The organism is Pseudonocardia sp. (assembly GCF_025465255.1).
Classification (GTDB): Bacteria; Actinomycetota; Actinomycetes; order Mycobacteriales; family Pseudonocardiaceae; genus Pseudonocardia.
This window is the reverse complement of record NZ_JAODNI010000220.1, coordinates 53747-74626: the sequence shown is the minus strand read 5'-3', so window position 1 is coordinate 74626 and position 20880 is coordinate 53747. Positions and strand designations below refer to the sequence as shown.

At 73.7% G+C, this 20880-nt stretch carries 19 protein-coding genes and 1 pseudogene; 15 read left to right on the top strand and 5 right to left on the bottom strand.

Going from position 1 to position 20880, the window contains the following annotated elements; all coding sequences use genetic code 11:
* Nucleotides 1–105: 105 nt before the first annotated feature.
* The 6 genes and pseudogenes from JWP64_RS27635 to JWP64_RS27610 all read left to right on the top strand — a co-directional run bounded on the left by JWP64_RS27635 (nucleotide 106) and on the right by JWP64_RS27610 (nucleotide 5045).
* Nucleotides 106–717, top strand: a complete 612-nt coding sequence (locus JWP64_RS27635; RefSeq protein WP_297502869.1) for a PadR family transcriptional regulator — start codon at nucleotides 106–108, stop codon at nucleotides 715–717.
* The gene (locus JWP64_RS27630) at nucleotides 710–1789 is read left to right on the top strand and encodes an inositol-3-phosphate synthase (protein WP_297502868.1); all 1080 of its coding nucleotides are present in this window, start codon (nucleotides 710–712) and stop codon (nucleotides 1787–1789) included. Before JWP64_RS27635 ends, JWP64_RS27630 begins: the two co-directional genes overlap by 8 nt.
* A gap of 808 nt (nucleotides 1790–2597) precedes the next feature.
* Nucleotides 2598–2927 (top strand): annotated as a pseudogene (locus tag JWP64_RS27625) (NlpC/P60 family protein); the annotation flags it as partial.
* 116 nt (nucleotides 2928–3043) lie between these two features.
* Nucleotides 3044–3739: an SDR family oxidoreductase gene (locus tag JWP64_RS27620; protein ID WP_297502867.1), complete on the top strand. Its 696-nt coding sequence runs from the start codon at nucleotides 3044–3046 to the stop codon at nucleotides 3737–3739.
* Between the two features lie 10 nt (nucleotides 3740–3749).
* On the top strand, nucleotides 3750–4526 hold the full coding sequence (locus JWP64_RS27615; protein WP_297502866.1) for a UPF0158 family protein: 777 nt from the start codon (nucleotides 3750–3752) through the stop codon (nucleotides 4524–4526).
* A gap of 30 nt (nucleotides 4527–4556) precedes the next feature.
* Nucleotides 4557–5045 (top strand): HEPN domain-containing protein, encoded by a 489-nt coding sequence (locus JWP64_RS27610; protein ID WP_297502865.1) that lies wholly within the window; start codon nucleotides 4557–4559, stop codon nucleotides 5043–5045.
* Here JWP64_RS27610 and leuS read toward each other — a convergent pair.
* On the bottom strand, nucleotides 5038–7914 hold the full coding sequence (gene leuS / locus JWP64_RS27605) for a leucine--tRNA ligase (protein WP_297502864.1): 2877 nt from the start codon (nucleotides 7912–7914) through the stop codon (nucleotides 5038–5040). The genes JWP64_RS27610 and leuS overlap by 8 nt on opposite strands.
* Before the next feature lie 235 nt (nucleotides 7915–8149).
* Between leuS and JWP64_RS27600 the strand changes: the two genes are divergently transcribed.
* Entirely contained in the window at nucleotides 8150–8578 is a 429-nt protein-coding gene (locus tag JWP64_RS27600) for an SdpI family protein (protein WP_297502863.1), read from the top strand.
* Between the two features lie 10 nt (nucleotides 8579–8588).
* On the opposite strand, the gene JWP64_RS27595 is transcribed toward JWP64_RS27600, so the two are convergent.
* The 3 genes from JWP64_RS27595 to JWP64_RS27585 form a co-directional block, all read right to left on the bottom strand.
* Nucleotides 8589–9089, bottom strand: coding sequence for a DUF427 domain-containing protein (locus tag JWP64_RS27595; RefSeq protein WP_297502862.1), 501 nt, complete (start codon nucleotides 9087–9089; stop codon nucleotides 8589–8591).
* 122 nt (nucleotides 9090–9211) lie between these two features.
* Nucleotides 9212–9535: a DUF4333 domain-containing protein gene (locus JWP64_RS27590; protein ID WP_297502861.1), complete on the bottom strand. Its 324-nt coding sequence runs from the start codon at nucleotides 9533–9535 to the stop codon at nucleotides 9212–9214.
* A 78-nt stretch (nucleotides 9536–9613) separates the two neighbouring features.
* Complete coding sequence (locus JWP64_RS27585) at nucleotides 9614–10216, bottom strand: YqgE/AlgH family protein (protein WP_297502860.1); 603 nt, start codon at nucleotides 10214–10216, stop codon at nucleotides 9614–9616.
* A 35-nt stretch (nucleotides 10217–10251) separates the two neighbouring features.
* Here JWP64_RS27585 and JWP64_RS27580 point away from each other — a divergent pair, with 35 nt between their 5' ends.
* Entirely contained in the window at nucleotides 10252–11580 is a 1329-nt protein-coding gene (locus JWP64_RS27580; protein ID WP_366890695.1) for an MFS transporter, read from the top strand.
* Between the two features lie 4 nt (nucleotides 11581–11584).
* On the opposite strand, the gene JWP64_RS27575 is transcribed toward JWP64_RS27580, so the two are convergent.
* Nucleotides 11585–13021: a CCA tRNA nucleotidyltransferase gene (locus JWP64_RS27575; protein WP_297502909.1), complete on the bottom strand. Its 1437-nt coding sequence runs from the start codon at nucleotides 13019–13021 to the stop codon at nucleotides 11585–11587.
* 267 nt (nucleotides 13022–13288) lie between these two features.
* Here JWP64_RS27575 and JWP64_RS27570 point away from each other — a divergent pair, with 267 nt between their 5' ends.
* The 7 genes from JWP64_RS27570 (at nucleotide 13289) to trxA (ending at nucleotide 20800) form a co-directional block, all read left to right on the top strand.
* A complete protein-coding gene (locus JWP64_RS27570) occupies nucleotides 13289–13783 on the top strand; it encodes an NUDIX hydrolase (protein ID WP_297502859.1) in 495 nt (164 codons plus the stop codon).
* On the top strand, nucleotides 13780–16275 hold the full coding sequence (locus JWP64_RS27565; protein ID WP_297502858.1) for a DUF6049 family protein: 2496 nt from the start codon (nucleotides 13780–13782) through the stop codon (nucleotides 16273–16275). The genes JWP64_RS27570 and JWP64_RS27565 overlap by 4 nt, the downstream gene beginning before the upstream one ends.
* Nucleotides 16276–16500: 225 nt before the next feature.
* A complete protein-coding gene (locus JWP64_RS27560; RefSeq protein WP_297502857.1) occupies nucleotides 16501–18093 on the top strand; it encodes a protein kinase family protein in 1593 nt (530 codons plus the stop codon).
* A gap of 88 nt (nucleotides 18094–18181) precedes the next feature.
* Complete coding sequence (gene sigM, locus JWP64_RS27555) at nucleotides 18182–18766, top strand: RNA polymerase sigma factor SigM (protein ID WP_297502856.1); 585 nt, start codon at nucleotides 18182–18184, stop codon at nucleotides 18764–18766.
* Nucleotides 18763–19320: a hypothetical protein gene (locus JWP64_RS27550; protein ID WP_297502855.1), complete on the top strand. Its 558-nt coding sequence runs from the start codon at nucleotides 18763–18765 to the stop codon at nucleotides 19318–19320. Before sigM ends, JWP64_RS27550 begins: the two co-directional genes overlap by 4 nt.
* A 98-nt stretch (nucleotides 19321–19418) precedes the next feature.
* Complete coding sequence (trxB, locus tag JWP64_RS27545) at nucleotides 19419–20432, top strand: thioredoxin-disulfide reductase (protein ID WP_297502854.1); 1014 nt, start codon at nucleotides 19419–19421, stop codon at nucleotides 20430–20432.
* Nucleotides 20433–20470: 38 nt separating this feature from the next.
* Nucleotides 20471–20800, top strand: coding sequence for a thioredoxin (gene trxA / locus JWP64_RS27540; protein ID WP_297502853.1), 330 nt, complete (start codon nucleotides 20471–20473; stop codon nucleotides 20798–20800).
* Nucleotides 20801–20880 lie beyond the last annotated feature (80 nt).

Below are 20880 nucleotides of genomic sequence, written 5' to 3'. Positions count from 1 at the left end.
ATGGCCTCGACACTGCACACAGATGTATCGCCCCGATATAGTCGAATCACCGATCGGCCGGAGGACAGCGGGGTCGTCCGGCGGGACGGGAGGAGGCAGGGCACGATGCTCGAGTTCGCGATCCTGGGCCTGCTCTTCGAGGCCCCGATCCACGGTTACGAACTGCGCAAGCAGCTGGGCCTTCGGCTCGGCGGCTTCCGCGTCTTCTCCTACGGCTCGCTCTATCCGGCGCTCCGCAGGCTCACCCGGGCCGGGCTCATCATCGAGGACCCGGACCGTTCCACCGGCCCCGACGCGACCGGGGCCGGCGGCTGGTCCAAGCGGGCCCGCCGCGTCTACCGGATCACCGCCGAGGGCAAGGAGCGCTTCGCCGCGCTGCTCTCCGAGGCCGGTCCGCAGACCTGGGACGACGAGAGCTTCGGCGTGCACCTGGCCTTCTTCTCCCGCACCCCCGCCGAGACCCGCATGCGGATCCTCGAGGGACGGCGGCGGACGGTCGAGGAACGCCGGGAGGGCATGCGTTCCGCCCTGGCCAGGGCGGGCGAGCAGATCGACCGCTACACCCGGGAGCTCCATCAGCTCGGGCTCGACACCACCGAACGCGAGGTCCGGTGGCTCAACGAGCTGATCGCGAGCGAGGGGCAGCAGGATCCCGGCGACGGCGCCGGAACAGATCACGACCAGGATCCACGAGAGAAGGAGAGCCCGCATGAGTGAGGTGCGAGTCGCCGTCGTCGGCGTCGGCAACTGTGCGGCGTCGCTGGTCCAGGGCGTCCAGTACTACGCGGACGCCGACCCGGCCGCCCGAGTCCCCGGCCTGATGCACGTGGACTTCGGGGGCTACCACGTCCGCGACGTCACGTTCGTCGCCGCGTTCGACGTGGACGCCAAGAAGGTCGGGCGTGACCTCTCGGAGGCCATCGGGGCCAGCGAGAACAACACGATCAAGATCGCGGACGTGCCACCGATGGGCGTCCCGGTGCAGCGCGGGCACACCCTCGACGGGCTGGGCCGCTTCTACCGCGAGACGATCACCGAGTCCGACGAGGAGCCGGTGGACGTCGTGGCGGTGCTGCGCGAGACGAAGGCGGACGTGCTCGTCTCCTACCTCCCGGTGGGCAGCGAGGCCGCGGACCGCTTCTACGCGCAGGCGGCCATCGACGCGAAGGTCGCGTTCGTCAACGCGCTCCCCGTGTTCATCGCCTCGGACCCGGTGTGGGCGCAGAAGTTCCGCGACGCCGGTGTCCCCATCGTGGGCGACGACATCAAGTCCCAGGTCGGTGCCACGATCACGCACCGCGTGCTGGCGAAGCTCTTCGAGGACCGCGGCGTGCAGCTGGACCGCACGATGCAGCTCAACGTGGGCGGGAACATGGACTTCCTGAACATGAAGGAGCTCGAGCGCCTCGAGTCCAAGAAGGTCTCCAAGACCCAGTCGGTGACCTCGCAGGTCGACCGGGACATGGGCAAGGACAACGTGCACATCGGCCCGTCGGACTACGTGGCCTGGCTCGACGACCGCAAGTGGGCCTACGTCCGCCTCGAGGGCCGTGCCTTCGGTGACGTCCCGCTGAACCTGGAGTACAAGCTCGAGGTCTGGGACTCCCCGAACTCCGCCGGCATCATCATCGACGCCGTGCGCGCCGCGAAGATCGCGAAGGACCGCGGCATCGGCGGGCCGATCCTCTCCGCGTCGAGCTACTTCATGAAGTCCCCGCCCGAGCAGTACGGGGACGACGTCGCGCGGGACGCCGTGGAGGCGTTCATCCGCGGCGAGCGGCAGGACTGACCTCCCCCGCACCCTGATCCACCCGGCGGCCCCGGCCGCGACGCTCCTGGTGAGCGCCGCGGTACGGGGCCGCCGTCGTTGGGCGGACACTTTCCCTTCAGGACCGGAAATATTCGTGACGCTTCCGGACCGGAAATGTTTTCACTCGCCCAGAGTAATTACGGGCAGATAACGGGGACACCAGTCACGTGCGCGACCTGCAACGATGTCGTTGACGGTCGAAGGAGTGGCGCACAGCGCTGTAATTACTCCGGACGAGCACATTTCTCGTGAGCACGCTCACCCAAATTGGGTTGGCTTTCTGAGACCTTCGTCATGGCAAAACCTCGTAATAGGTTCGTAATTTGCATAACGGCCACGAACACCAGCGCTCACCCGGAGTGCCGGGTTCGGGGTCACCGTCCGAACGGGCGGGGCGCGGCTCGGCCGAGGGCTCCCTCACCAATGGCCGCAGTGTCCAGACGCCCCGCTGTCGCGACCGCCGGTTCTCCCCCGAACCGGCGCGCTCCAGTCCACGTTCGACGGTGCTACCTACAAGGAAACCCGCGTGTCGTCTCTTCGACCTGCACTGGCGCTCCGCACCGCCACCGTCGCCGCGCTGACCACCGCTACCGCCGCCCTCTTCACCCTGGTCCCGGCCACCGCCGCGACCGCCCCCGCTGTGTCGGCCACCCCCGCCGTCACCACCACCCCCGTCTCGGACGCCCCCGTCCGCAACGTCGCCAGCTCCTCCGTCGCCTTCGCCACGCCGGCCGCGGCGGTCGCTGCCGCGCAGACCGGTGCCTCGCCGGCGGCGTCCCGGGCCTCCGCGGTCCAGAAGGCCCTGGGCAAGGTGGGCGCCCCCTACCGCTGGGGCGCCTCCGGTCCGTCGGCCTTCGACTGCTCGGGCCTCACGTCGTGGGCCTTCAAGCAGGCCGGCGTCTCGCTGCCGCGCACGAGCCGGGCGCAGTCCGCGGTCGGCACGCCCGTCTCCAAGGCGAACCTGCAGCCCGGGGACCTGGTGTTCTTCTACAAGCCGGTCAGCCACGTGGCCATCTACGTCGGCAACGGCAAGGTCGTGCACGCGAGCACGAGCGGGCAGCCGGTGAAGATCGGCAACCTGAACGCGATGCCGTTCAACAGCGCCCGCCGCGTCTGACGCCGAGCACCCCCCGCGAGTCGCCTCATGGAGCCACAACGCGGGTTCCGGGGCCTCGTGAGCGCGTTGTGGCTCCATGACGCGGGTCCCGGGCGTGAGCGTTAGCGTCTGTGGGCGTGAACGATCCTCGTCCGCTCGCCCTCGTCACCGGCGCCTCCCGGGGCATCGGGGCCGCCGTCGCCCGCGCCCTCGCGCCGACCCACGACCTGCTGCTCGGGGGCCGCGACGCCGCCGCGCTGGAGAAGCTGGCCGCCGAGCTGCCCGGGTCCCGCCCCTGGGCCGTCGAGCTCACCGATCCGGAGGCGACGGCCGCCGCCGTCCAGGGCATCGACCGCCTGGACGTGCTCGTGCACTCCGCAGGTGTCGGCATGCTGGGCACCATCGCGGAGACGCCGCCCGAGACCTGGCGGCGACAGTTCGACGTCAACGTCGTGGCGGTCGCCGAGCTCACCCGGCTGCTGCTGCCCGCGCTCCGGGCCACCGGCGGCGACGTCGTGCTGGTCAACTCGGGGTCCGGGCTCGCGGCCCGCGCGGGCTGGGGCTCCTACGCCGCCAGCAAGTTCGCGCTCCGTGCCTTCGGTGACGCCCTGCGGGCCGAGGAGCCCGCGTTGCGGGTGATCTCCGTGCATCCCGGGCGGGTGGACACCGACATGCAGCGCGGCGTCGTCGCGCACGAGGGCGGTGAGTACGACGGCGCGAGGTTCCTGCGTCCCGAGTCCGTGGCCGCCGCGGTGCTCGCCGGCGTCACCGCCTCGCCGGACGCCCACCTGACCGAGATCGTCGTGCGGCCCAGAGCTGACCTGCGGGGCTAGCATTCCGCGCATGCTGGATCCGGAGCGGGTGAACCTCGAGGAACTCGGCACGGCGCTCGACGACCGGACACCCGAGACGAGCTGGTGGATCCACCCGGGGACCGGGGAGGTCGTGCCGCACGTCCCCGTGGAGTACAGCGGCGTCGACGAGTCCGAGGACGACCTGGAGGATGCCGGCTGGGCCCGCATCGAGCCCACCGAGGGCCGCGAGGGCTACCGGGACATGGCGGACTTCACCGCCGGCGTGCAGCACCGCCGGGCCGCCGAGCTGCTGGACCGGGCCATCAACGGACGCGGGGCGTTCCGCCGGTTCAAGAACACCCTCTTCGAGTTCCCCGAGGTCAGGGACCAGTGGTACCGCTTCCGGGACGCCCGTTCGCGGCGCCGGGCGCTGGACTGGCTGGCCGAGGCCGGCCTCGTCGAGCCGGAGGCCGCCGAGCGCGCGGCGGCGCGCTATCCGGATCCCTCCCCGCAGAACGAGGACGTGCCCGCGGTCGTCGCGGCGGACCTCGCCTCGCTCTACGGGCCGCGCCTGCGGCAGGTCCTGCTGTTCGGCTCCTGGGCGAGCGGGGAGGGGTCCGTCGAGTCGGACCTGGACCTGCTCGTCGTGCTCGACGAGCTGGAGTCGCCCTGGGCCGAGCTGCGCCGGATGGACGCGGTGCTCTGGCCGCACACCGAGCGCTCCGGGATCACGCTGACGGCGCTGCCGGTGAGCCAGGACGCGATGTCGCAGCCGAGCGAGCCCTGGCTCGTCCGGGCGAAGGCCGAGTCGGTGCGACTGCGATGAACAGGCAGCCGGGATGAACAGGCGAATGGGATGAGCGAACCGCAACCGGCACCCCGGCCACCGGCCGACCTGCTCGCCCTGCCCCGGCCGGGGATCGCCCGCGCCCGTCAGGAGCTCGGCGCGGCGCGGCTGCTGCGTGACGGCGGCTACCCCGCCCAGGCCGTGTCCCGCGCCTTCCACGCCGCCGGTTTCGCGGCGGAGGCGGCGCTGGGTGCGCTCGGCGAGACCCGGGACCGGCCGTCGGACGTCGTGTCCGCGTTCGTCCGCCGGGTCGTGCGCGAACGGGCCATGGACCCGATGAGCGGACGGCTGCTCCGCTCGCTCTTCAACCGCGCGGTGCTCGCGGACCGGACCTTCCTCGCCGTCCCGGGCGACGAGGCGGACGCTGCGCTCGCGGACGCCGAACGCGTCGTCGCCACGGTCGGCGAGTGGCTCGACGACCCCGCCCGGAGCACGCCGGCCGACGGCGGGGCGACCCGCCTCCCCGCCCGGCCCGCCCGGCGGCCGCGGACTACTTGACGACGTTCACCAGGCGGCCCGGGACCACGATCACCTTGCGTGGCGCCGCCCCGTCGAGCGCGGCGACGATCTTCTCGTCCGCCAACGCCGCCGCCTCCACCTCCGCGACCGTGCTGTCCGCCGGCACGACCACCCGGGAGCGGACCTTGCCGTTGACCTGGATCGGGTACTCGACGGTGTCCGCCACCAGGTACTTCTCGTCCGCGACGGGGAAGTCGGCGTAGGCCAGCGAGCCCTCGTGGCCCAGGATCGACCACAGCTCCTCGGCGATGTGCGGGGTCAGCGGCGCCATCATCAGCACCAGCGGCTCCGCCACCGAGCGCGGCACCCCGACGGACGCGTACGTCTTGGTCAGGTGGTTGTTCAGCTCGATCAGCTTCGCCGCGGCCGTGTTGTAGTGCAGCGCCGGGTAGTCCTCGCGGACGCCGGCGATCGCCTTGTGCAGGGCGCGCAGGGTGTCGTCGTCCGGCACCGCGTCCGTGACCCGGGAGCGGCCCGTCTCCTCGTCCACCAGGTTGCGCCACACCCGCTGCAGGAACCGCTGCGGGCCGACGACGTCCCGGGTCGACCAGGGGCGGGAGGCCTCCATCGGGCCCGTGTACATCTCGTAGAGCCGGAAGGTGTCCGCGCCGTAGCGCTCGCTCATCTCGTCCGGCGTGACGACGTTCTTGAGCGACTTGCCCATCTTCCCGTACTCACGGTCGACGGGCTGGCCGTTCCACGTGAAACCGCCGTCCCCGTCCTCCACGACCTCCTCCGCCGGGACGTAGGTCCCGCGGGCGTCGGTGTAGGCGAACGCCTGGATGTAGCCCTGGTTGAACAGCTTGCGGAAGGGCTCCTCGCTGGTCACGTGGCCGAGGTCGAACAGGACCTTGTGCCAGAAGCGCGAGTACAGCAGGTGCAGCACCGCGTGCTCCACGCCGCCGACGTACAGGTCGACGCCGCCGGGGTCGTCCGGCCCGCGCCGCAGGTCCTTGCCGACCCAGTACTTCTCGGCCTCCTCGGAGACGAACCGCTCGGTGTTCGTCGGGTCCAGGTAGCGCAGGTAGTACCAGCACGAACCCGCCCACTGGGGCATCGTGTTCGTCTCGCGCGTGTAGTCCTCGAACCCCCTGTCCCCGTTGGCCGAGCCCAGGTCCAGCTCGACGTTCACCCAGTCGTGCGCGCGGGACAGCGGCGGCTCGGGCTCGGTGTTCGCGTCGTCCGGGTCGTAGGTCTTGGGGGAGTAGTCGTCGACGTCCGGCAGCAGGACCGGCAGCTGGTCCTCGGGCAGCGCGACGGGGCCGTGCTCGTCCCACACGATCGGGAACGGCTCGCCCCAGTAGCGCTGCCGGGAGAACAGCCAGTCCCGCAGCTTGTACTGGACGACGCCCTCGCCGGTGCCCTGCGCGGCCAGCCAGTCGATGATCGTGCGCTTCGCGTCCGTGACGCCGAGCCCGTTCAGGCTGATGTCGTCGTTCGCCGAGTTGATCGCCGGGCCGTCCCCGGTGAACGCCTCGCCGTCCCAGCCCTCGCCGGGGTCGACGGTGCGCACGATCGGCAGCCCGAAGGCCGTCGCGAAGTCCCAGTCCCGCTGGTCCTGGGCGGGGACGGCCATGATCGCGCCGGTGCCGTAGCCCATCAGCACGTAGTCCGCGACGAACACCGGGACGGACTCGCCGTTGACCGGGTTCACGGCGTACGCGCCCGTGAAGATGCCGGTCTTGTCCTTGTTCTCCTGGCGGTCGAGCTCGGACTTGCGGCCGGCCTGGTCGCGGTAGGCGGCCACGGCCTCCCCGGGGGTGGCGGCACCGCCGGTCCAGCGCTCGTCCGTGCCGGCGGGCCAGGCGGCCGGGGCCAGCGCGTCGACCAGCGGGTGCTCCGGCGCCAGCACCATGTAGGTCGCGCCGAACAGCGTGTCCGGGCGGGTGGTGAAGACCTCGATGCTCGCGGGGCCGCTCGCGAACCGGACCCTGGCGCCCTCGGAGCGGCCGATCCAGTTGCGCTGCATGGCCTTCACCGAGTCCGGCCAGTCCACCCGGTCCAGGTCGGACGCCAGCCGGTCCGCGTACGCGGTGATCCGCATCTTCCACTGCTTGAGGCTGCGGCGGAACACGGGGAAGTTGCCCCGCTCGCTCCGGCCGTCCGCGGTGACCTCCTCGTTGGCCAGCACCGTGCCCAGTCCGGGGCACCAGTTCACCGGCGCCTCGGAGATGTAGGCCAGGCGGTACCCGTCGATCACGGCGCGCCGCTCGGCCTCGGACAGCGCGGACCAGTCACGCCCGTCCGGGGTGGCGCGGGTGCCGGCGGCGAACTCCGCCGCCAGCTCGGCGATCGGCCGGGCGCGCGCGGCGTCCGTGTCGTACCAGGCGTTGAAGATCTGCAGGAAGATCCACTGCGTCCACCGGTAGAACTCGACGTCCGTGGTCGCGACGGAGCGCCGGTCGTCGTGGGCCAGGCCCAGCTGGCGCAGCTGCTCCTTGTACCGGGTGATGTTGGCCTCGGTGGTGGTGCGCGGGTGCGTGCCCGTCTGCACCGCGTACTGCTCGGCGGGCAGGCCGAACGCGTCGAAGCCCATCGCGTGCAGCACGTTGCGGCCGTTCATCCGCAGGTAGCGGCCCAGCACGTCGGTGCCGATGAAGCCCAGCGGGTGCCCGACGTGCAGTCCCGCGCCCGAGGGGTACGGGAACATGTCCAGCAGGTAGACCTTCTCGCGCTCGGAGCCCGGCTCGCCGGGGTTGGGCGCGTGGAACGTGCCCTCGGCCTCCCAGCGGTCCTGCCACTTGCGTTCGATGCTCGCAGCCAGGTTCGCGCCGTACCGGAACGGCGGAGCGGCGGGGGCGCCCGCTCCGCTGTCCGCCTGACCGGCGATGGTGGTCTCCGTGGTCATGTCCCGCTCACCTCGTGAAAGAACCGTGACGACCCGCCGGTGACGACGGATCGGGCTGTGACACAACTGACCCCTCCGGCCGAGGGCACTGGAGGGGTCGCCGCGCCGGGGGATGCTCAGCTCGACGCGGCGCCGAGAAGGCCGGTCCGACGGGTCGCCTGCACACCCTCAGGGTAACGCCGCTGGCCGCGGGCCTGCGACGGGGTTGACGGCGGACGACGTCTAACCTGGTGTCGTGCCGCAGACCCTCCGCCTCGTGCTCGGCGTGCTGTTCGTCCTCGTCGGTGTCGCCCTGCTCGCCGTCGCCGTGCTCGGCGGGTGTTCGCGGCTGCGACGCAACCGGTACGCGGGCGTGCACACCGCGGCCACGATGGCGTCGGAACGCACGTTCGCGCTGGCCAACCGGGTCGCCGCCCCGCTCCTGGGCGCCGCGGGGGCCGTGCTCGTCGTCGCCGCGGCCGTGCTGCTCGCCGCCCCCGCCGCCGAGCTCGCCTGGATCGTCACCGTGGTCGGCGGCATCGGCGCGGTCCTGCTCGCCGGGGCCGGCGGCACGCTGGGGGACCGGGCCGCGGCCCGGCTCGCGGCCACCGAGCAGCCGGAGTTCGCGTGCGCCGGGGCCTGCGCTGGCTGCTCCCTCGTCGAGGGCTGCCGGCCGAACCCGTGACGCAGGCGGGTCACCAGCCCCAGGAACCGGGGCCTCCCTTGAACGGCCCCACGATCTCGTCGGTGACCCAGCCCCCGTAGAAGCCGCCGGGCTGGGGGACGACCTTCTCGGCGCCGAGGGTGATCTCGTCGAACGGGCCCGCGTACAGCGCGACCCGGTCCGTCACCTCCGGGTAGCGGCGGTCCGGCGTCGGGTACCACCAACCGATCGCCTCCAGCGGCGGCGCGCCGGGCACCACGACGTCGACGTACCGGGCGACGCCCTTCCACTCGCAGAAGGTCTCGCGCTCGACCGGGCGCAGCACGCCCTCGGTGAAGGCGGTGCGGGGCAGGTAGTAGGTCGGCGGGTGGCTGGTCTCGAGCACGCGGACCAGGTCGTCGGTGTCCACGACGACCGTGCCGCGGTGGGTGACGACTGCGCGACGGGTGATCCGCTCGGCCCGCGGCGGGCGGGGGTAGTCCCACACGGACTCCTGGCCGGGGCCCGGGACCTGCGGGGTGGGGCGTGGCATGTGACCTCCGTGCGTCGGGCTCCCGAGTGTCGGCGGCCCAGTGTCGGCCGCGCACCACCCGGGCGCGCGCCGAACTCTCGTCCACACGTTCGTCTTGGACGATCGTATGAACGGGACGGGCGTCAGAACGCGGACCCGACCTGGTAGTCCCCGTCGGCATCGAGGATCGTGACCGGCACGCTCAGCCGCAGCCCGTCCCCCGTCACGTCGCAGAACACCACGAGATTGCGGTCTGCCGGGACGCCCTGCGGGCAGACGACCCGGGCGCCGGCCGCGGCGTCCCTCGTGGCCGGATCCGCGGCGACCACCTCCCGCACGTCCCGCTCGACGGCGGCCGAGTCCAGCACCCGGCGTGGAGCCGCGGTGGCCGTGCCGGTGACGGGGTGCGTGCACCCCACGAGGAGCAGGGGCAGGGCGAGCACCACGGACCTGCGCGCACCCGACATGGGGCTCCTCCCGCCGGCGGACCGCTCCAGGGTCCCCGCCGACAGGCCGTCGCGGAAGGCCTCGGCCGAGGCCCGCCGTCAGTTCAGGCCGATCTCCGCGGGGAACGTCGCCAGCAGCGCCAGCGGTACCCCCTGGCGGCGCAGGACGCGGCCCCACAGGTCCGAGTGCCGGCCGGTGAGCACGTCGTCCGGCAGGCCCGGGACGACGATCCAGTCCCCGCGCGCGATCTCCCCGGCGAGCTGCCCGGAGTCCCAGCCGGAATAGCCGGCGAACACCCGCAGCCCGCGCAGCCGGGGCGCGATCCGGCGCACGTCGCCGTCCAGGTCCACGAGCACCACCGGCCCGCGGACGACGACGACCCCGTCCAGCCCCTCCGCGTCCTGCCCGGTGCGCAGCGCGGCCAGGCACAGGGCGGTCGTCCCGTCGACGGGGCCCCCGGTGAACACCGTCCGGGGCTCCGACGCGGCGGATCCCCAGGCCGGGAGCACGTCCCGGACCTCGGCGTCCCCCGGTCGGTTGAGCACCACGCCCAGGCTGCCCTGCGCCCGATGCTCGACCACGTACACGACGGTGCGCGCGAAGTTGGGGTCCGTCAGACCCGGGGCGGCCACGAGCAAGGTGCCCGGACCGACAGGGGTGGAGGCCCCGGGGCCGGTGCGGTCGTCCCTCACGTGGTCCATCGTCGCACCCTCGCCGGCGCAGTAACCTCCCACCCGTGTCAGTTCCTCGCACCACCTCACCGGAGAGTGACGAGGGCGTCACTTCCTGCGATGAACGGGTTCGGAAGCTCGGGATCGCCGGGCTCCTGCGCAGCCCCGGTTTCGCCAGGTTGATGGCCGTCCGGCTGCCCGCGCAGTGGGGCGACGGCATGTTCCAGGCCGCGCTCGGCGGTGCGGTCCTGTTCAACCCGGAACGGCAGGCGGACCCGATGGCCGTCGCCGCCGGGCTCGCGGTGATGCTCCTGCCGTACTCCGCGCTCGGCCCCTTCGCCGGGGCGCTCCTGGACCGCTGGGACCGCCGGCGGGTCCTGTTCGTCGCGAACCTGCTGCGGGTGGTGCTGATCGGCATCGTCGCGGTGGCGGTGGGCGCCGGGGTCGCGGGGGCACCGCTCTACCTCGGGGCGCTCGCCGTCATGGGGGTGAACCGGTTCGTGCTGTCCGGGCTGTCCGCGGCGCTGCCGCACGTCGTGCTGCGCCGGCACCTGGTCGAGGCGAACGTCCTGGCCGTCACCGTCGGGGCCGGGGTCGCGGCGCTGGGCGGGGCGTCGGCCGTCGGGATCCGGATGCTGGCCGGGGCAGGGAATGCCGGGTCGGCGATCACGACGGCCCTGGCCGCGGCCGGCCCGCTGGTCGCCGGGCTCGTCGCGGCGACCTTCGGCCGGAAGGTCCTCGGACCGGACTCGCGCGACGAGCCGGACCGGGCACTCACGGCCGTCGCGCACGGGTTCGTGGACGGCGCGCGGGCGGTCTTCCGGACGCCCACCGTCGCCGCCACCTTCCTCGCCCTCGCCGCGCACCGGCTCGCGTTCGGCGTGAGCACGCTGGTGTCCCTGCTGCTGTTCCGCTACGCCTTCACGGGCTCGGGGCTGCTGCACGGCGGCATGGCGGGGCTGGGCGAGGCCGTGGTCGCCGCCGCGGCCGGGATGGGCGTGGCCGCGCTGCTGACGCCGTTCCTGGTGCACCGGATCGGCCGGCCGCGGACCGTGCGGGTGGCGCTGCTCGTCGCCGCCGTGGCGATGGTCGTCGTGGCGCTGACGTTGTCCCCGCCGAGCGTGCTCGCAGGCGCGTTCGTGCTGAGCACCGCGGGACAGATGGTGAAGCTGTGCGCGGACGCCGGCGTGCAGAGCGAGACCGACGACGCGGTGCGTGGCCGGGTGTTCGCGCTCTACGACGGCGTCTTCAACGTCTGCTACGTCCTGGCCGTCACGGTGGCGGCGCTGCTCAGCCCGCCGGACGGGACGGCCCCGCTGCTGCTGGGTTCCGCGGCGGCGGTCTACCTGGTGGGCCTGCTGGCCCACGACCGGCTGCTCCGCCGCCGCGGCTGACCGGCTACTCCGCCGGGACGTTCTCCGCGGCCCAGGTCCGCAGCTCGCGCTCGGCCTCGGCCCGGCCCAGCGGGCCGCGCTCCATCCGCAGGCCCAGCAGGTGCTTGTACGCCTTGCCGACCAGCGGCCCCGGCTTCATGCCGAGGATCTCCATGATGGCGTTGCCGTCGAGGTCCGGGCGGATCGCGTCGAGCTCCTCCTGCTTGCGCAGCTCGCTGATCCGGTCCTCGAGCGAGTCGTACGAGCGCTGCAGGGCGGCGGCCCGGCGCTTGTTCCGCGTCGTGCAGTCCGAGCGGACGAGCCGGTGCAGGCGCTCGAGCAGCGGGCCCGCGTCGGTGACGTAGCGGCGCACCGCCGAGTCCGTCCACTCGCCCTTGCCGTAGCCGTGGAACCGCAGGTGCAGGTAGACGAGCTGGGCCACCTCGTCGATCAGGTGCTTGGGGTAGCGCAGCTCCCGCAGCCGCTTGCGCACCATCTTCGCGCCGACCACCTCGTGGTGGTGGAAGCTCACCCGGCCGTCCGGCTCCTTGCGCCGGGTCGGCGGCTTGCCGACGTCGTGCAGCAGCGCGGCGAGGCGCAGCACGAGGTCCGGGCCGTCGGTCTCCCGGTCGATCGCCTGCTCCATGACCACGAGCGAATGCGTGTAGACGTCCTTGTGCTGCATGTGCTCGTCGATCGCGAGCCGCATCGCGGGCACCTCGGGCACCACGAACTCGGCCAGCCCGGTGTCCACGAGCAGCTCGATGCCCCGCCGCGGGAACTCCCCGAGCAGCAGCTTGCTGAACTCCGCCTGCACCCGCTCGCGGGTGATCCGGGCGAGCTCGCCGGCCATCGCGGTCATCGCCGAGACGACCCGCTCCGACGGCGTGAACCCCAGCTGCGAGACGAACCGCGCGGCGCGGAGCATGCGCAGCGGGTCGTCCGCGAAGGAGTCCTCCGGGGCGGCCGGGGTGTCCAGGACGCCTGCGGACAGGGCCGCGACCCCGCCGTGCGGGTCCACGAAGCGCCGCTCGCCCAGCTCGACGGCCATGGCGTTGACGCTGAAGTCCCGGCGGACGAGGTCGTCGTCGATGGAGTCCCCGAACCGCACGACGGGGTTGCGACTCACCCGGTCGTACGCGTCCGCGCGGAAGGTCGTGATCTCGACGACGTGGTCGTGGCGGCGCGCGCCGACCGTGCCGAACTCGATGCCGGTGTCCCAGATCGCGTCCGCCCAGCCGGAGAGCAGCCGCAGCACGACGTCCGGGCGCGCGTCCGTGGTGAAGTCCAGGTCGTTGCTGCCGCGGCGCAGCAGCGCGTCCCGCACGCTGCCGCCGACGAGGTAGAGCCGGTGGCCGGCCCCGGCGAACCGGGACGCGAGGTCCTCGGCGACCGCGGGGATGTCGAGCAGCTCCACGAGTGCATTCTCCTGGGCCCGGTGCAGTGCAGCCGGTTCGGGCAGAGCGGCAGGTACGGACGGGGTACCCCGATCGAGGGCACCGTCGGCGGGGTGGGCCGCGACGGCGGTTCCCGGGATCACGAGCGGAGAAGACACGGCGGGCCAGTGTAGGCGCCGCCCCGGACGTCCGGCGCACCCATACTTCTCCCGGGGGCTCACCGGCCGTCGACGTGCCCCGTGCCTGGCGGAAAGCCCCGAACGGCGGGGACGTGACGGAGGCCGGCGAGCGAGTTGACCACCGGCGACCTGCTCCCTCGTTACCATCGCCACATGTCCTCTTCCCGCGGTCGCTCCGGAGGGCGCCGCGCGGGCCGTCCCGCGGACCGGCGTCGCCGGCTGCGGACCGTGGACGAGACGTCCGCCGGGGGACTGGTCGTCGACCAGGAGCACGGCACGGCCGCGGTGATCGGCCGGTTGGACCGCCGCGGCCGGCTGCTCTGGTCGTTGCCGAAGGGGCACATCGAGGCCGGTGAGACCGCGGAACAGGCGGCGGTGCGCGAGGTCGAGGAGGAGACCGGCATCATCGGGCGGGTGGTCGCACCCCTGGGCACCATCGACTTCTGGTTCATCGCCGAGGACCGCCGCGTACACAAGACCGTGCACCACTTCCTCATGCGCGCCCTCGGCGGCGAGCTGTGCGACGACGACGTGGAGGTCTCCGAGGTCGCCTGGGTACCGCTGGGCGAGCTGGAGTCCCGGCTCGCCTACGCCGACGAGCGGCGGTTGATCCGCCGGGCCACGGAGCTGCTGGAGGAGACCGCGTGAGAGGGGCCGCGGCCGCGGCCGTGCTCGTCCTGCTCCTGCTCACCGGGATGGCCGGCAGCGCGTCCGGCGCGGTCCCGGCCGCCCCGCCCCGGAACCCGGCCGCGGGCCCGCTGCAGCTCACGCTGAACCAGCTCGCGCCCGGCCTCGTCACGTCGGACGGGCCGGCCGAGCTCACCGTCACCGGCACCCTGACGAACACCAGCACGACCGCGGTCGACGGGATCGGCCTGCGGATCCAGCGCGGGGACGCGCTGACCGCCGAGGGCCAGGTCCGCGACGCGCTGGAGGGCAGCGCCGCCGTCGACGCCGTCACCCCGACCTTCACGGACCTGCCGGACGCACTGGCCCCCGGCGGCTCCGTCCCGGTGCGGATCACGCTCCCGTTCACCGGCCCGCCGACGACGAGCCTCGCGTTGACCCGGCCGGGCGTCTACCCGCTGCTGGTCAACGTCAACGGCGCGCAGGACGGGGTCCGCGCACGGCTCGCCGCGGTGCGGACCCTGCTCGCCGTGCAGTCGCTGCCGGGCAGCGGCCCCCCGCCCGTCGACGGTGCCGCGACGCCGTTCACGATGCTGTACCCGATCGCGGACGTGCCGCACCGGCTGCCGGTGGTCCCGAGTGAGCAGACCACGCTGACCGACGACGACCTCGCCGCCTCCTTCGCCCCCGGTGGCCGCCTCGACGGCCTGGTGTCCACCCTGGCCTCGCGAGCTCCGGCCGGGACGCCGCTGCGGGCCGCGATGTGCGTCGCCGTCGATCCGGAGCTCGTGGAGACCGCGGCCGCGATGCGCGACGGGTACGTCGTGCGCACGCCGTCCGGGACGATCCCCGGCGCAGGTGCCCAGGCCGCGGGTCGCTGGGTCGACCGGCTCTCCACCGTGCTGCGCGGCAGCTGCGTGCTCGCCCTTCCGCAGGACGACGCGGACCTCGTCTCGCTGGTCCGCAACGGCGCCCCGGACCTCGCCTCGCGCGCCGTCGACGACGGCCGCGCCACCGCCGCGGCCACCCTCGGGACCCCGGTCCTCGCGGACACCCTCTGGCCCGCCGACGGCCTGGTCGACGACGCGACGTTGGGCCGGGTCGGGATCGCGCAGGACAGCTCGTCGGCGGTGCTGCTGTCCGCGGACGGGATCGCGCAGGGGCGGGCCACCCGGACCTCCGGCGTGGTGGCGCTGGAACCGCCCACCGGGGCCCCGGCGAACACTGCGGTCACCGCCGTGATCACGGACCCGCTGCTCACCGAGGCGGCCGCGGGGACGACGGACCCGGGGACCGGTGCCGGCAACACCGGCGCACCGAGCACGTCGCTCTCCGGCAGCGAAGGGCCGCTCTCGACCCAGGACGCCGTCGGGGCCCTGGCCTTCCGTGCCCGCGCCGCCGCCGCGGCCGCCCCGGGGAGCGCGGACCGGCAGGGGCCGCTCGTGCTCGCCCCGCCGCACCGCTGGCAGGCGGACGGGTCCGGCGCCGACGCCCTGCTCGCGGCGGCCGCCCGGCTGTTGCAGGACGGCCTGCTGGCGCCCCGCGCGCTCGGGGCGTCCGTCTCCGCGGGACCCACGCCCGGCGCCACGCCGACGGCCGTGGCGTACCCGGTGCGGGCCAGCACCGCGGAGATCCCCGCCTCGGTCGTCGAGGGCCTGGTCGCGGACCGGGACGCCGTCGAACGCCTGCGGGCCGCCTCGACCTACGAGCCGGGCGTCGGCGCGGACCCGACGGAGGTCTTCGACCCGCTGCTGCGCGGCCTGCTGCGGGGTGCCTCGTCCGCCTGGCGCGGCGACCCGGGCGCTGCGGCCGCCGCCGCGGCGGCAGTGGGCACCCGCATCTCCGAGCTCGTCGGCTCGGTCCGGGTCCTCGAGCCGCCGGGCCCCTACTCGCTCGGCACCCGGGACGCGCCGATCCTGCTCACCGTGGCGAACGGGCTGCCCGTGACCATGACGGTGCAGGTCGAGCTGGCGAGCGTCGGCGGCGGCCTGCGGGTCTCGACCATCCCGGTGCAGCGCGTTCCGCCGCTGGGCCGCGTCCAGGTGCGGGTCGACGCCGAGGTGACCCGGTCGGGCACCTTCCCCGTCGAGGCGGCGGTCCGGACCCCGGACGGCGGCACGCTGGGCCCGCCGACCCGGCTGCAGGTCCGGTCCACGGTCTACGGCGTGGTGACGGTCTGGCTCACCGTGGTCGCGGGCGTGGCTCTGGTGATCCTGGCCGGATTCCGGATCGTGCGGCGCATCCGTTCCGGGGACGGCGGCGCGCCAGGCGCAGGCGTCCCGCCGCCCGGCCGCGGGCCCGACGACGCTCCGACCGGCGAGATCGCCGGGGTGACGGGTGCCGGGAGCACCGGGCCCACCGGGCCCACGGGGCCGCCCGTCCGGCCGCCACGGCCCGCACGCGACAGCCGGCCGCCGGACGACGAGCCGGGACGCGCACCCCGGGGACCTGGGTCCGGGGGAGACCCGACCGGGCCCACGGTTCCGCTGCGGCGGCCACCCTCGCGTCATTAGAGCCGCGCGCCGGCGGAACGGGCCCCGGCTCGCCGGGGCCCGAATCCTCGTCGCGGACACGTCACCTGACGTAGGCTGGGCCCGGCACACGACGACGGACCGGAAGGTCGCGGGGGGAGGTCGACGCCGGTGAGCGGGCAGACGGGACCGCGGCCCGCCGCAGGTGGAGACCGCCCTGCGGTGCGTGGCGACGCCGCAGGTGTCCGTACCGCCGAGGAGCCGATCGTGCCCGCGCAGCAGAGTCCCTCCGAGCCGGTCCGGCCGCCGAACGGGCTCCGTGCCCCCGATCCCGCCGCCACCTCCGCCGGCGACGTCATCGCCGAGCGCTACGCCCTGCGGGCCCGCGTCGGCGCGGACCTGCGCGCGGGAGCGGAGTTCTGGCGGGCCGAGGACACCGTTCTGCAGCGGGACGTCGCGGTCACCGTGCTGCGTCGGCTGCCCGTCGACGGCACACCGGACCCGGACTCGTCCGCCCGGGCCGAGGACATGATCGTGCGGGCGCTGCGGGCGGGCTGTTTCGAGCACGCCGGGTGCGCCCGCCTGCTGGACGTGCTGGCCGCCGGGTCCCGGGGCATGCCCGAGGACGTCCTGGGCGCCGCCGTCACCGAATGGGTCCCGGGCCGCAGCCTGGCCGAGACCGTCGCGGACGGCCTGATCCGGCCCCTGGCCGCGGCCCGGATGGTCGAGCCACTCGCCGCCGCCGCGGAGGACGCGCACGGTCACGGCCTGGTCCTGGGCTGCGACCACCCGCAGCGCATCCGGATCACCCCGGACGGCCGGGCGCAGGTCGCCTTCGTGCTGCCGCGGCCCGGGCTCACCCCCGCGGACGACGTGCGCGGCCTCGGCGCGATCCTCTACACCCTTCTGACCTCGGCGTGGCCGCTGTCCGGTTCGGACGCCGCGCGCGCCGGGCTGGCCGCCGCGGACCGGCCGCACGGCGAGCCGCCCGCCCCGTCGGCCGTCCGCCAGGGCGTGCCCGTCGAGCTGGACGCGGTCTGCACCGGAACCCTCGGCATCGGCGGTGAGACCGCCTCGGGCCGGGTCCACACCGCGGCCGCGGTGCGCGCCATGCTGGACGAGGTCGTCGCGGAGGACGACCGCTCCGCCCTGTTCCCGCCCGTCCACGACGGCACCTCCACCAGCCCGGGTGACGTCTGGCAGGACCGCAGGCGGGACAGCGGGACCAAGGACCCGGACCGCCACCGCAAGCTGCTGGTCGGGCTCGGGGTGCTCGCCGTCGGCGTGCTCGTCGTGCTCGGGTACCTGGGCGTGCAGCTCGGGGCCCTGTTCGGGAACGGCGGGGGCGGGCCGGCAATCGTCGTCGGCGGGTCCGCCACCCCCGGCCAGGACAACCGGGCCGCCCCGCCGACCCCCGGCGTCGCGATCGCGAATCCGCAGGCCAGGGTGTTCGACCCGGTCGGGGACAGCGACAACGCGGCCCGGGTGTCCCGAGCCGTCGACGGCAACCTCACCACCAGCTGGGCCACCGCGGAGTACCGGCAGCCGTTCCCCGCGCTCAAGCCGGGCATCGGGATCATGACGTCGTTCGTGTCCGTCGAGCAGCTCTCCCGGCTGACCGTCCAGTCCCCCAGCGACGGCACCGTCGTCGAGATCCGGTCGGCTCCTTCGGAGAACGCGCAGCTGGGCGAGACGGTGCTGCTCGCGAAGCAGACGCTGAAGTCCGGCAGCACCACGATCTCGCTCGCGGACAGCCAGCCCGTGGAGCACGTCCTGGTCTGGATCACGAAGCTCGGCGGGGGCGGCATCGACAACGTCACCGAGATCGACGAGCTGACCTTCTACCGTGCGGACGTCTGACCCGCGTTCCGTCCGACCCGCATTCACTGTCGCTAACGGCTCCCCGGAACCGCCACGGGGAGCAGGGGCACCGGCCTAGCGTCGCCCCGTGTCCGCACCCACCAGTCCACCTCGGGGCCCCGCGCCCGGCCCGGTGCGGGCGGACCAGGAGCTGCTGGACGCGCATCTCGCCGGGGAGCGGGCGGCGTTCGACGAGCTGGTCCGCCGGCACGGGGACCGGCTCTGGTCCGTCGCGCTGCGGATCCTGCGCGATCCCGAGGACGCGAAGGACGTCCTGCAGGAGGCGGTGGTGTCCGCCTACCGGGGCGCGGCCCGGTTCCGCGGGGACGCGTCGGTGTCGACGTGGCTGCACCGCATCGTCGTCAACAAGTGCCTGGACCTCGTGCGGTCCCGCCGGGTCCGGCCGCCGGCCGCAGCCCGGCCCGCGGCGGACCTCGCGGACCCGCGGGACCTCGCCGCCGGCCTGGTCACCCGGATCACGGTCACGGACGCACTGGCCCTGCTGCCCGTCGAGCAGCGGGTGGCGGTGGTCCTGGTCGACGTCCAGGGTTGCCCGGTGGCCGAGGCCGCGGAGATCCTCGGGATACCGGCCGGGACGGTGAAGAGCCGGTGTGCGCGGGGACGGCGCCGCCTGGCGCCGATCCTGGGCCATCTGTGGGAGGAGGCGCCGTGAGCGACCCGCAGATCGTCCGCAGGGCGCTGGCCGCCACCCGGGCCGAGCTGGCCGCCGAACCGCCCCTGCGGATGCCCAGGGACCTCGCGGGGCGGCTCGCGGAGGAGCTCGACCGGGTCGACCGGGAGGCGGACGGGGTGGCTCGGGCGCCGAGGGCTCCCGCGGCACGACGGCGCCGGCCCGTGGTGCTCACGGCCGCCGCGGCCGCGGTCGCGGTCGCGCTCGCGCTGCCCGTGGCGCAGGGGCCCGCCGATCCGGGGGACGCCGCGCCCGATCTCGCGGGGGCGGTCGCCGCGACACTGGCCGCCCCGCCCAGCGGCCCGTTCACCGACCGCTCCCGGCTCGGCGCGTGCCTGTCAGTCGTCGGCGCGGCCCCGCCGGGACCGGTCGTCGGCACCCGGGAGACTACGATGAACGGCAGGTCAGGGGTTCTCGTCGTCATGACGACAGGGGTTCTGGGGCGGTTCCGGGTGGTCCTCGCCGAGCCCGGATGCGGCCTCGACACTCCCGCCGCCGGCGGTGCCCTGCTCGTCGACTCCGTCCTGGGTGGGTGATCGGACTCACCAGCGGGTGGCCGCGGGCGTGGCACGGGGAATCACCGCTCCTAGGATCACGTTGAGCAGTCTGCGACCGGCGAAAGGACAAAGAACCCGTGACCACCCAGAGCAGCAGCGCCGACCAGGTGCGCAATCTGATCATCATCGGGTCCGGGCCCGCCGGCTACACCGCAGCCGTCTACGCCGCCCGGGCCCAGCTCGAACCGCTCGTGTTCGAGGGGACGCAGTTCGGTGGCGCGCTGATGACCACCACCGAGGTCGAGAACTACCCGGGCTTCACGGACGGGATCATGGGTCCCGACCTGATGGAGCAGATGCGCGGGCAGGCCAAGCGTTTCGGCGCCGAGCTGCGCGCGGAGGACGTCGAAGAGGTGAAGCTCGAGGGCGCGGTCAAGGAGGTCACCGCCAACGGCGTGACCTATCGGGCTCGTGCCGTCGTCCTCGCGATGGGTGCCGCGGCGCGCTACCTGAACATTCCCGGAGAGCAGCAGCTCCTCGGCCGCGGCGTCAGCGCCTGCGCCACCTGTGACGGCTTCTTCTTCCGGGACCAGGACATCACCGTCGTCGGCGGCGGGGACTCCGCGATGGAGGAGGCCACGTTCCTCACCCGCTTCGCGAAGTCCGTCACGATCATCCACCGCCGGGACGACTTCCGTGCCTCGCGCATCATGCTCGAGCGCGCGCAGAACGACCCGAAGATGCGCTGGGAGACGAACAAGGCCGTCACCGAGGTCGTCGGGGACAAGAGCGTGTCCGCACTGAAGCTGAAGGACACGGTCACCGGCGAGGAGTCGACGCTGGACGTCACCGGCATGTTCGTCGCGATCGGCCACGACCCGCGCTCGGAGCTGGTGAAGGGCCAGGTCGAGCTGGACGACGCCGGCTACGTGAAGACCAAGTCGCCCACCACGTACACGAACCTCCCGGGCGTCTTCGCCTGTGGCGACCTCGTGGACCACACCTACCGGCAGGCCGTCACCGCGGCCGGCTCCGGCTGTTCCGCCGCGATCGACGCCGAGCGCTGGCTGGCGGAGGAGCCGATCGACCCCGAGCTCGCCGGCGGCGGGTACGGCTCGTCCTCCCAGGACGTCGCCGCCGTCCTGAGCTGAACTTCGACCTCGCCACACCGATCCGAGGAGATCATCTGATGGGCAAGAACACCGTGGACGTCACCGACGCCTCCTTCGAGGCGGACGTCCTGAAGAGCGACAAGGCCGTCCTGGTCGACTTCTGGGCCACCTGGTGCGGTCCGTGCAAGATGGTCGCCCCGGTCCTCGACGAGATCGCCGGCGAGCACGCCGAGACGCTGACCGTCGCGAAGCTCGACATCGACGCGAACCCGGCCACGGCGCGTGACTACCAGGTCATGTCGATCCCGACGATGATCCTCTTCAAGAACGGCGAGCCGGTGAAGCAGATCGTGGGCGCGAAGCCGAAGGCCGCGCTGCTCTCCGATCTGTCCGACCACCTCGGCTGAGCCGGGAAAACCTCCAGCGTGTCCCGGCCGGCAACGGTCGGGACACGCCCGTGTACGCCCCGCTGTCGCCCGACCGGGAA

What these genes read in the sequence shown, in the direction of transcription:
- JWP64_RS27635 (WP_297502869.1), top strand. Translation starts at nt 106, where the DNA reads ATGCTCGAGTTCGCGATCCTGGGCCTGCTCTTCGAGGCCCCGATCCAC.
- JWP64_RS27630 (WP_297502868.1), top strand. Translation starts at nt 710, where the DNA reads ATGAGTGAGGTGCGAGTCGCCGTCGTCGGCGTCGGCAACTGTGCGGCG.
- JWP64_RS27615 (WP_297502866.1), top strand. Translation starts at nt 3,750, where the DNA reads ATGCTGGATCCGGAGCGGGTGAACCTCGAGGAACTCGGCACGGCGCTC.
- JWP64_RS27610 (WP_297502865.1), top strand. Translation starts at nt 4,557, where the DNA reads ATGAGCGAACCGCAACCGGCACCCCGGCCACCGGCCGACCTGCTCGCC.
- leuS (WP_297502864.1), bottom strand. Translation starts at nt 7,914, where the DNA reads ATGACCACGGAGACCACCATCGCCGGTCAGGCGGACAGCGGAGCGGGC.
- JWP64_RS27595 (WP_297502862.1), bottom strand. Translation starts at nt 9,089, where the DNA reads ATGCCACGCCCCACCCCGCAGGTCCCGGGCCCCGGCCAGGAGTCCGTG.
- JWP64_RS27590 (WP_297502861.1), bottom strand. Translation starts at nt 9,535, where the DNA reads ATGTCGGGTGCGCGCAGGTCCGTGGTGCTCGCCCTGCCCCTGCTCCTC.
- JWP64_RS27585 (WP_297502860.1), bottom strand. Translation starts at nt 10,216, where the DNA reads ATGGACCACGTGAGGGACGACCGCACCGGCCCCGGGGCCTCCACCCCT.
- JWP64_RS27570 (WP_297502859.1), top strand. Translation starts at nt 13,289, where the DNA reads ATGTCCTCTTCCCGCGGTCGCTCCGGAGGGCGCCGCGCGGGCCGTCCC.
- trxA (WP_297502853.1), top strand. Translation starts at nt 20,471, where the DNA reads ATGGGCAAGAACACCGTGGACGTCACCGACGCCTCCTTCGAGGCGGAC.